General features: G+C 58.1%; 11 protein-coding genes and 1 pseudogene. All 12 read left to right on the forward strand.

Translation table 11 applies throughout. The features are described 5' to 3' along the window. Positions 1-164 precede the first annotated feature (164 nt). Positions 165-947, forward strand: coding sequence for an ABC transporter ATP-binding protein (locus AS026_RS23540; protein WP_028748631.1), 783 nt, complete (start codon positions 165-167; stop codon positions 945-947). Then, positions 940-1671, forward strand: a complete 732-nt coding sequence (locus AS026_RS23545) for an ABC transporter ATP-binding protein (protein ID WP_028748630.1) — start codon at positions 940-942, stop codon at positions 1669-1671. The genes AS026_RS23540 and AS026_RS23545 overlap by 8 nt, the downstream gene beginning before the upstream one ends. Continuing rightward, positions 1668-2567, forward strand: a complete 900-nt coding sequence (locus AS026_RS23550; protein ID WP_007539304.1) for a branched-chain amino acid ABC transporter permease — start codon at positions 1668-1670, stop codon at positions 2565-2567. The genes AS026_RS23545 and AS026_RS23550 overlap by 4 nt, the downstream gene beginning before the upstream one ends. Beyond that, positions 2567-3574 carry a branched-chain amino acid ABC transporter permease gene (locus tag AS026_RS23555; protein WP_028748629.1) on the forward strand — a complete coding sequence of 336 codons (1008 nt, stop codon included), beginning with the start codon at positions 2567-2569 and terminating at the stop codon, positions 3572-3574. The genes AS026_RS23550 and AS026_RS23555 overlap by 1 nt, the downstream gene beginning before the upstream one ends. A 21-nt stretch (positions 3575-3595) precedes the next feature. Beyond that, positions 3596-4768 carry an ABC transporter substrate-binding protein gene (locus AS026_RS23560; RefSeq protein WP_007539300.1) on the forward strand — a complete coding sequence of 391 codons (1173 nt, stop codon included), beginning with the start codon at positions 3596-3598 and terminating at the stop codon, positions 4766-4768. A 29-nt stretch (positions 4769-4797) separates the two neighbouring features. Further along, entirely contained in the window at positions 4798-5301 is a 504-nt protein-coding gene (locus AS026_RS40395) for a cyclase family protein (protein ID WP_342587572.1), read from the forward strand. A 70-nt stretch (positions 5302-5371) separates the two neighbouring features. Further along, a complete protein-coding gene (locus tag AS026_RS44630) occupies positions 5372-5575 on the forward strand; it encodes a type 2 periplasmic-binding domain-containing protein (RefSeq protein WP_425349827.1) in 204 nt (67 codons plus the stop codon). 52 nt (positions 5576-5627) lie between these two features. After that, the gene (locus AS026_RS23570) at positions 5628-6350 is read left to right on the forward strand and encodes an ABC transporter permease (RefSeq protein WP_028748625.1); all 723 of its coding nucleotides are present in this window, start codon (positions 5628-5630) and stop codon (positions 6348-6350) included. Positions 6351-6352: 2 nt separating this feature from the next. Continuing rightward, the gene (locus AS026_RS23575) at positions 6353-7069 is read left to right on the forward strand and encodes an ABC transporter permease (RefSeq protein WP_028748624.1); all 717 of its coding nucleotides are present in this window, start codon (positions 6353-6355) and stop codon (positions 7067-7069) included. A 10-nt stretch (positions 7070-7079) separates the two neighbouring features. Further along, positions 7080-7859 (forward strand): ABC transporter ATP-binding protein, encoded by a 780-nt coding sequence (locus tag AS026_RS23580; protein WP_028748623.1) that lies wholly within the window; start codon positions 7080-7082, stop codon positions 7857-7859. A 20-nt stretch (positions 7860-7879) separates the two neighbouring features. Beyond that, entirely contained in the window at positions 7880-8677 is a 798-nt protein-coding gene (proC, locus tag AS026_RS23585) for a pyrroline-5-carboxylate reductase (RefSeq protein ID WP_007539292.1), read from the forward strand. 248 nt (positions 8678-8925) lie between these two features. Next, positions 8926-9628: pseudogene (locus AS026_RS23590) on the forward strand (Glu/Leu/Phe/Val family dehydrogenase); the annotation flags it as partial.

Raw genomic sequence — 9628 nt, forward strand, 5'->3', positions numbered from 1 at the left:
ATTCATTATAAACCATTGAAAAGAAGATATTTAGCAGGGCTGACCGAATGTATCTAGGTGATATTGGCTCCGATGTTGCTCGCGTAAATTCACCATAGGATAGGTACTTGACTATTTGGAAATAGTCTTGCCTTATGCGAAAAAACTAGAGGAGGGGCTGCGGAATGGTCGACGCGTCGAGCGACGAAATTTTGCTTAGAACCAGAGGGCTCACCAAAAGCTTCCGAGGGTTGATCGCGCTTCGCGATCACCAGATCGATTTGCGCAAAGGCGAGATTGTCGGCGTCATCGGGCCGAACGGGTCGGGAAAGAGCACGCTGTTCAACTGCATCACCGGGTTTTCGAAACCCACCGCGGGAGAGGTGTTTTTCAGGCACGACCGCATCAGCGGTTTGCGACCATCCGCAGTGGTCGCAAAAGGCCTGGCGCGGACGTTTCAAGGCTCCCGGCTATTCGTATCTCTGACGGTGCGGGAAAATGTCAGGGCCGCAGCTCATCTGAGGCACCAGACGAACATCTTCGAAGCCGTTCTGCTCACCAGGCGATATTTTGCGACGCAGGAGGCGGCAAACGGCCAGGCGGAGGAACTTCTCTCCTTGGTGGGGCTGTCACACCACGCCGACCGGCTCGCTTGCGAACTTCCTTACGGCGATCAGCGACGGCTCGAGATCGCCAGAGCGCTGGCGACCGCCCCCGACATCCTTCTGCTCGACGAGCCCGCCGCGGGCCTTGATTCCGCAGAGACCAAACAGCTCGCCGACTTGATCAGACGTATCCGGGACAGTCGAGGCGTGACGGTCGTCGTGGTCGAACACGACATGGACCTGATCATGAATCTCTGCGAGCGCATCCAGGTGCTGGCTGCAGGAGAGGTTATCTGCGTCGGAACACCACAGGAAGTGCGCGCGCACCCGCGGGTGAGGGAGGCCTATCTCGGCCATGAATAGCAATGCGGGCACTCGGCTGGAAATCTCGAATCTCACCGTCTCATTCGGCGCCGTGCGCGCGTTAAAGGGGGTCACGCTCAGCGTGGGGCATGGGGAGGTCGTAGCCTTGTTGGGCTCCAATGGCGCGGGCAAGACGACCACTTTAAGAACGGTATCCGGTCTCACAAGGCCGTCATCCGGCGCCGTGACGTTCGAAGGGACGAGTATTCTCGGCCTCACTCCTGAGAAAATCGTCAAGCTGGGCATTTCCCAGAGCCCCGAGGGAAGGCGGCTTTTTGGCGGCTTGAGCGTCGCCGACAATCTGCGCCTGGGAGCCAGTACAAGGTCTGACGCTCATCAAGTCGCGGCAGATCTTGACAACATGTTCACGCTGTTTCCGATCATCAAGCAGCGCATGTCGCAACTTGCAGGAACCCTCTCGGGCGGAGAACAGCAACAAGTGGCTTTGGCACGGGCATTGATGGCCTCACCACGGCTTCTGCTTCTCGATGAGCCGTCCCTCGGCGTCGCACCGCTCCTTGTCCGGCATATTTTCGAAGCCCTTCGAGAGCTAAAGCGGCGCGGCATGACGATGCTTCTGGTCGAACAGAACACGGCTCTGGCTCTGGACCTGGCGGATCGCGCATACGTGCTTCGAAATGGTCAGGTCGTGCTTACCGACGAAGCGTCCGATCTTCGGGTAGGCGACCGTGTCGCTCAGGCCTACTTGGGAGCATCACAATGAATTTCTGGGACTATGTGCTTCAACAGCTCCTGAATGCGGTAAGCCTCGGCAGCCTCTACGCCCTCGTCGCAGTCGGGCTTTCGATCATATTCGGGATCATGCGTCTGACCAATTTCGCCCATGGGGACGTCATGATGGTCGGAGCCTTCGGTGCCGTTCTCTCCATCGCTGCAGGCGTTCCATTCATTCCGGCAATCGTCATAGGCGTCGCTGTCGCCTCAGTCCTGGGCATCCTCATTGAACGCATCGCCTATCGACCCATCCGCAAAGCGCCGGATGTTGCGCGTCTGCTGACAAGTCTCGCGGTGACATACATTCTCGAGAATGTGGGTATTGTCATCTTCAGTTCGTCGCCGCGCAACTTTCCGATACCAACGTGGCTCGATGGGTCGTGGCAGCTCACAGGGGGCATCACCCTCACGAACATTACCCTGTTGACGATCGCGGTTTCGGCAGGCTCGCTGGTGCTGCTTGGCTGGTTCACCACGCGTACCACCGCGGGACTGGGAATGCGTGCCGCCGCTGAGGATGCGGATGCCGCGCAGCTTGTGGGCCTCAACGTCAATAAGCTGATTGTCATCGCCTTCCTGCTCGCCTCGGCCTATGCCGGGCTGGCCGGGGTCTTGTGGGCAGCTCAGGCGGGGGCGGTCGATCCCCAGATGGGCTTTACTCCGCTGCTGAAAGCCTTTGTGGCAGCGATCATCGGCGGTTTCGGCTCGATCGCCGGCGCCCTAGTGGGCGGGTACATGTTGGGTGCCTTGGAAATTCTGATCGTCGCTTTCCTGCCTTCGTCCGTGTCGCCCTACAGGGACGCGATCGTCTTCGCGTTGCTCATCGCTTTCCTGCTGTTCAGGCCCGGCGGCCTTCTCCAACCCAATCGCGAGATCAAGCTCTGATGTTGAAGTCACACGCAATCGGCGTCGCCCTCATCGCGCTCGCCATCTCGGCAGCATGGCTTCTGCCTGCAATAGCCAGCGACTATGTCAGCCGGATATGCCTTCTTATGGCGCTCAACGGCATCTTCGTGCTTTCGCTTGCGCTGACCAATGGCTTTACCGGGGTTTTTTCTCTCGGTCACGTTGGTTTCATTGCGGTCGGGGCTTACGCTTCGGGCATTCTCTCCCTTTCCGTTCAGCAGAAGTCGGCGCTGCTCCCCAACCTTCCTTTCTTGATCGCCCAAATGCATCTCGGGTTTTTCCCAGCCACCATTGTGGCTGGACTGATCGCGGCAGCTCTCGCGGTTATCGTCGGATTTCCGCTCATGCGACTGTCGGGTAACTTTGTGTCCGTCGCCACGATGGGTTTTCTCATTATCGTGAATGTCGTGCTGATCAATGCAAGCGACTTCACGCGCGGAGCCCGCACGTTCACAGGGGTGCCCGTCGACGCCAATTTGATGTGGGCGGTGGGGTGGCTCGCCATCACCTTCTATATCCTATGGCGTCTTGTTCATTCGCCCTTCGGACGAGCGATGAAGTCGGTCCGGGACGACCAGCTCGCCGCCAGCGCAGTCGGAATAAGCGTATTGCGAACGCGTCTGACCGCCTTTGTGGTGGGTGCATTCTTTGCAGGCGTCGGCGGATCGATCTTTGCGCACTACCTCGGTTCGTTTTCGCCGAAGACGTTCTACTTTGCGATGACAATGAACATCGTTGCGATGTTGGTCCTTGGCGGAATGGGGTCGCTCTCAGGGGCCCTGATCGGCGTCGTTTGCATATCGCTGATCACAGAAGTCCTACGGTCCGTGGAGAGGGGCTTCACACTTGGTGCCTTCGAAGTCCCGGCCGTTTTCGGCGCGAGCCAGATCATCCTCGGACTCATCTTCATAGTTGTCATGATCTTCAGGCCGAAGGGGATCATGGGCGACCGGGAGTTCACTCTCGGTTCAAAAGCTCGGCAATAACCAAGCAAAAGGGGTAACACTATGCCAAGCCTTTCCAGGCGTGCCACGCTCACTCTCGGAATGATGGCCGCGATGATGCTCGCGACCACAGCCTCCGCCGCCGATGCGATCAAGATCGGATTTCCGGCCAATATCACGGGGATCGAGGCTTCATTTGACGGACCCATGTTGAACGGCGCGAAGCTCGCGGTGTCGGAGATCAACGCCGCCGGTGGTGTTCTTGGCCGCCCGATCGACCTTGTTACCTATGACACCAAGAGCGACACTGCGACGATCTCGACGGTCACGAGCCAGATGATCGAGAGCGATAAAGTCAAAGCGTTTATCGGTTTTGCCGATCCGGACAGCGTGTTGGCGGCGGCTCCTCAGATCGAAGCCGCAAAAATTCCTTTGATCACGCCTGGCGCTACGTCGCCGAAGCTTCCCCTGCAGGTCGGCACGCAGGTTTTCCTGGCCTGCTTTGGGGATAACGTCCAGGCGGCGGTCGGAGCGGAGTTCGCGCTCGAGAAGCTCAATGCCAAGAAGGGGTACCTGATCACCGACATGGGTATGGAGTATACGACCCTGCTCGCCGAATACTTTACGAAAGCCTATGAGAACGGTGGCGGCAAGCTGCTGGGAACGGATACCTACAAAACCGGCGACAAGAACTTTACCGCCCAGGTGACGAAAATCAAAGCCCTGGGTGAGAAGCCGGATTTCATTTTCATCTCGGCTGGAGGCGACGACATCGGCCTTATCCTCAAGCAACTGCGCCAAGCCGGGGTCGATATCCCTGTCGTCGGCGGTGACGGCTACGACACGCCGCTTCTCTTGGAGATGGGTGGTCCGGCTGCCAACAACACCTATTTCACGACGCACAGCTTCATTGGTGAGGGCGCTTCGCCGAAAGTCGCCGCGTTCATGGAAGCATACAAGAAAGCGTACGGGCGTGCTCCGGAGAACACCTTCGCAGCTCTCGGCTACGATGCCATGAAGCTGATGGCGGACGCCATCAAGCGCGCCGGCAGTGACGACCCGGCAAAAATCCACGAGGCCATCAAGACGACTGCTGGCCTTGAAGGTGTCACCGGTACGATCACCTACAAGGACGGCAATCCAGTGCCGGAGAAGTCCGTGACCGTCATCGGCGTGAAGAATGGCAAGCTCTACCTTGCTTCGGAAGAAGCCCCTTCGTTCGTGCCGGCACCATGACCCGTCCCTCCCGACACCCTTTGTGGGATATGTATCGGGAGGTGATCTCCTCGGCTGACTTCGTAGACCTGACCCATGCGTTCGGTCCGGGTCAGCCGAGGTTTTCAAGCTTCCCCGATGAAGAGAGAAGGCTCGTGATGGATTTCGACAGAGGCGATATCGCACAAGTCCATCGCTATAGCTTCGTCGGTCAGTGGGGGACGCATGTCGACCCGCCTGTCCATTTCGTTAAAGGCGGACGCACAATCGATGAGCTTCCGGTTTCAGAGATGCTCCTGCCGCTCGTCGTCATCGATATTTCCGAAAGGGTCGGACGAGATCCTGATGCCACCCCGACGGTGGAGGATCTGACTGAATGGGAAGAGCGGCATGGCCAAATACCTTCGGGTTGCTTTGTGGCACTCAGGACGGATTGGCATACCAGCACTGACCGGCAAGACGATCGGCGTGCAAATATCAACGGTGTACTCCGACTTCATTCACAAGAAATTCGGGGATGTGGCCGATATTCGGGAATACAAGACGCCCCCTGAGCACGATCTTGACTTGACGGCCGGTCGAATTGACGTGGCATTCGATGATGCGACCTATTTCGGATCCGCCTTGGCGAAGCCTGACAATGCAGATCTAGCTTTTTCAGGCCCCGAAGTTGGTGGACCCATTTGGGGCGGCGGGCAGGCCTTGGCATTCCGCACAGATGACGCGGACCTCAAAGCTAAATTCGACGGCGCAATTCAAGCGGCATTGGCCGATGGCACCGTCAAGACGCTGGCTCAGAAGTGGTTCAAACGCGACGTGAGCCCGTAACTCGGATCACGCTTCAGCTGCCCTTGCGTGGCCAAATCTACGGAAACTGTAAATGAGCGACCTATTCTTGCTTGGATTTGGCAACGGCGGCTGGGGCGGTTTGCTGCTTCAAGCGGCCATCATGACGCTTGCTGTGACGCTTGCATCGCTGATCATCGGGGCAGTCCTTGGCGCGCTGATCGCCTGGGCCAAGCTCTCGCGATCACTGCCCGCAAGCCTGTTGGGCGAGTGCTACACCGTCGTCTTTCGCGGTGTGCCGGAACTATTGATCATCTATCTCTGCTATTTTGGCGGGTCCTCACTTCTTAGCGGCATATTCCATATGAGCGGCGGTGCAGGCTTTGTCGGGATCCCGCCGTTCGTTGCCGGCGCATTTGGCGTGGGCCTGATCTGTGCTGCGTATCAGGCCGAGGTCTACAGGGGCGCCTACCTCGCCGTCTCGAAGGGTGAAATCGAAGCAGCCGTTGCCATCGGCATGCCGCGCCTGCTGAGGCTACGCAGGATCCTGATACCGCAAGTCATGCGCTTTTCCCTGCCAGGCCTCAACAACGTTTGGCAGATGAGCCTTAAGGATTCGGCACTGGTCTCGGTCACCGGCCTGGCGGAAATCATGAGGACCACCGACGTTGCTGCCCGCACGACGCGTGAATACTTCCTTTTTTATGTAGCGGGGGCGGCGCTGTACCTGATGTTGACAGCAGTATCGAACCAAGTTGTTGAAAAAGCTGAAAGCGCGACAGACAAGGCCTTTACGCCTCGCACGGAAGAGGCGTGAACATGGATCTCGTCTTTCTTGAGCAGGTTATGCAGGCCCTTCTCGAGGTGCTGCCTGTGACTGTCGCCCTTTTCGCGATCTCGGTCACCGCCGGAGGCCTCCTGGCGCTACTGCTGACCTACCTGCGTGTCAGCAACAACGCTGCCGCTCGCGGCTTCGCACGATCCTATATATTCGTATTCCGTGGATCACCGCTTTTGATGCAGATGTTCCTGCTCTATTACGGGCTCGGACAATTTCCGATCGTCCGCCACAGCGTGGTATGGCCCATTCTTAGGGAGCCATTCTACTGCGCTTGTATCTCGTTGGCATTGTGTACGGCGGGTTATACTGCCGAAGTTTTCCGCGGGGGACTGCGCGCGGTGCCCCCCAAGGAGGTCGAAGCGGGCAAGGCCTACGGCATGTCCGGGTTCCTCCTCTTCCGGCGCATAGTCGGACCGATCGCATTTCGTCATTGTCTACCGGCTTACTCAACCGAACTTGTTTCTATGATGAAGTCGACTTCATTGGCCAGTCTGGTGACGGTTTGGGAGGTCACCGGAATTGCAAACAAGATGATCAGCTCGACATACCGCACCTTTGAAATTTTCTTGTGTGCGGCGGCCATATATCTCCTCTTGAACTTCCTCTTGGTCCAAGCGCTCGGGATGCTCGAGCGGCGTCTGTCTCCGCACTTGCGGGCTCGACCCACCGGCGTTGAGACAGTTCAAGCTCTTTGATGGAAAACCAATGACACAGAACAGAAATGCAGCATTGATCGTAAAGGATCTCCGAAAATCTTTCGGTTCGCACGAGGTTCTCAAAGGCATCTCGCTCGAGGCTCATCAAGGTGACGTGATCTCGATCCTCGGATCAAGCGGATCGGGGAAGAGCACGTTTCTGCGCTGCATAAACATGCTTGAGACCCCAAGCACCGGGACGATTACGGTCGGTGGCCATACGATCCTCATGAAGACCAAACGGGATGGAAGTAGCGAGCCGGCTGACCGTCGCCAGGTCGACGCGATCCGCGCGGAACTTGGCATGGTTTTCCAGAGCTTTAATCTCTGGTCCCATATGACAGTTCTTGAAAACATCATCGAGGCGCCTGTTCACGTTCTCCGAAGGCCGCGAAGCGAATGCGTTGCTCAGGCTGAGGAGCTCTTGGAGAAAGTGGGCCTCGCGGAACGGCGCAACTACTACCCAAGCCACTTGTCGGGCGGGCAGCAGCAACGCGCGGCGATTGCCCGTGCCTTGGCCATGAACCCGAAAGTCATGTTGTTTGACGAGCCTACCTCCGCCCTTGATCCTGAATTGGTGGGTGAAGTCCTCAAGGTGATGCGTGGGCTGGCTGAGGAAGGCCGAACCATGCTCGTCGTCACCCATGAGATGGCCTTTGCCCGCAACGTGTCCAATCGCGTGCTGTTCCTCCATAAAGGTGAAGTCGAAGCCGACGGCACCCCGGACGAATTGTTTGGCAATACGCGCTCCGAACGTTTCAAGCAGTTCATCGCCTCAAGCGCCCACTAACATCTGCAAAGGACATCCTCATGAGCGTTCTAGTCCTCGGCTGCGGCAATATGGGCGCAGCCATCGCCTCCGGCGTCGATCAAAACGGGCACGAAGATGTCGTCGCGGTCGATCCTGACGCACAGCGCGCGAAATCGCTTCTGCCGCCAGGCAGCCGGGTGCAGGTGTTCTCAGACCTTGCCCAATTAATGAAGCGGCGCTTTGACCTTATCATCCTCGGCGTCAAACCGAACTACATCGGCGACGCATTGCAGACTTGTCAGGCCAGCCTTGCTGAGGCGCCGATGGTTTCCATTGCCGCTGGCGTCAGCCTGGCAACGATGAGAGAGGTTGCGGGCCAACACGCAAGGCTGATCCGCGTGATGCCCAATCTTCCCGCTTCAGTAGGGGCGGGGATGACCGTGGGATATGCGGATAACCTGGTAGATGGGGAGGTTTTAGAGCGCGTCGAACGCGTCTTTGAAGCCGTTGGGCGCTTCCACTGGGTCTCTGACGAACACGACATCGATAAAGTCACGGCCGTTGCCGGCAGCGGACCTGGATATGTGTTTGCCTTCACGCAACACCTCGAGGCGGCTGCTGTGGAGATCGGCTTGCCGGCCGAACTGGCGGCGGCACTCGCTCGGCAGACCGTCGTGGGCGCTGGTCGGATGCTCGAGCGCGATCAACGCAGCGCGATTGATCTGAAGCGGGCCGTAACCAGTCCCAAAGGAACGACAGAGGCGGGCCTCTCGGTACTTGAAGGGCCAAAAGGGCTCCCTGCGCTGCTCGATCAATGCGTTAGGGCAGCAGAACAGCGCGCGATCGAGCTTCGGTAAATCAGGATGCCTGGCGCGGGTCCGAGAAGATGGCCATAGGCAGATCAGGTTGAAATTGCCCCCATGCCACGGCCTCGCCGGAGCGCTTATGCCCGCGGCGAGGGCTCAAGATTGGCGAGGCCCAGGCGGCACCGCGCTCAACTTGCAACAGCTTACTTCCGCGAGGAGAATGAAAATTGAATACGGCAGTGAAAATTGCGACGTCTGAAGATTAACAATTCTCGTTTCTCGACAGCGTCGAAGCGTATATGGACCGCGCACTCGCGCAGTTGCCGCTTCCAGAGGGACTTGCAGAGCGCATAAAGGCTTGCAATTCCACCTATACGGTTCGCTTCGGCGTTTGGCTAAGGGGGCGAATGTATTCCTTCACGGGCTGGCGCTCCGTCCACAGCGAGCACGTTGAGCCTGCAAAGGGTGGCATCCGCTATGATCTTGCGTCGAACCAAGAAGAGGTGGAGACGTTGGCGGCGCTGATGAGCCTCAAATGCTCGTTGGTGGACGTGCCCTTCGGTGGCTCGAAAGGAGCGCTGAAGATCAATCCCAAGGATTGGGAAGTCCACGAACTCGAGCGCATAACCCGCAGATTTACACAGGAGCTCGCAAAGTGCAGCCTTATTTCGGCAGGGCGAAACGTGCCCGCACCGGATGTTGGTACGGGTGAGCGGGAAATGGCGTGGATGGCGGACGAGCACAAACGGACCGGGCCATCGGACATCGTCAACGCGCCGCATGCGTCACCGGAAAACCGCTGTCTCATGGCGGTATCGAGGGTCGCACCGAAGCCACCGGGCGAAGTGTGCAATATGCCATTCATTGTTATCTGCGAGATCCCTACAGCAATGGCATCGGAGGAAACCGTGACCTCGCGAAGATGACGGTGGCCGTCCAGGGCTTTGGCAATGTGGGGTTCCATGCTGCGAAGTTCCTCAGCGAGAACGACGGGGCCAAGAT

It is taken from the genome of Rhizobium altiplani, assembly GCF_001542405.1.
Lineage (GTDB): Bacteria > Pseudomonadota > Alphaproteobacteria > Rhizobiales > Rhizobiaceae > Rhizobium > Rhizobium altiplani.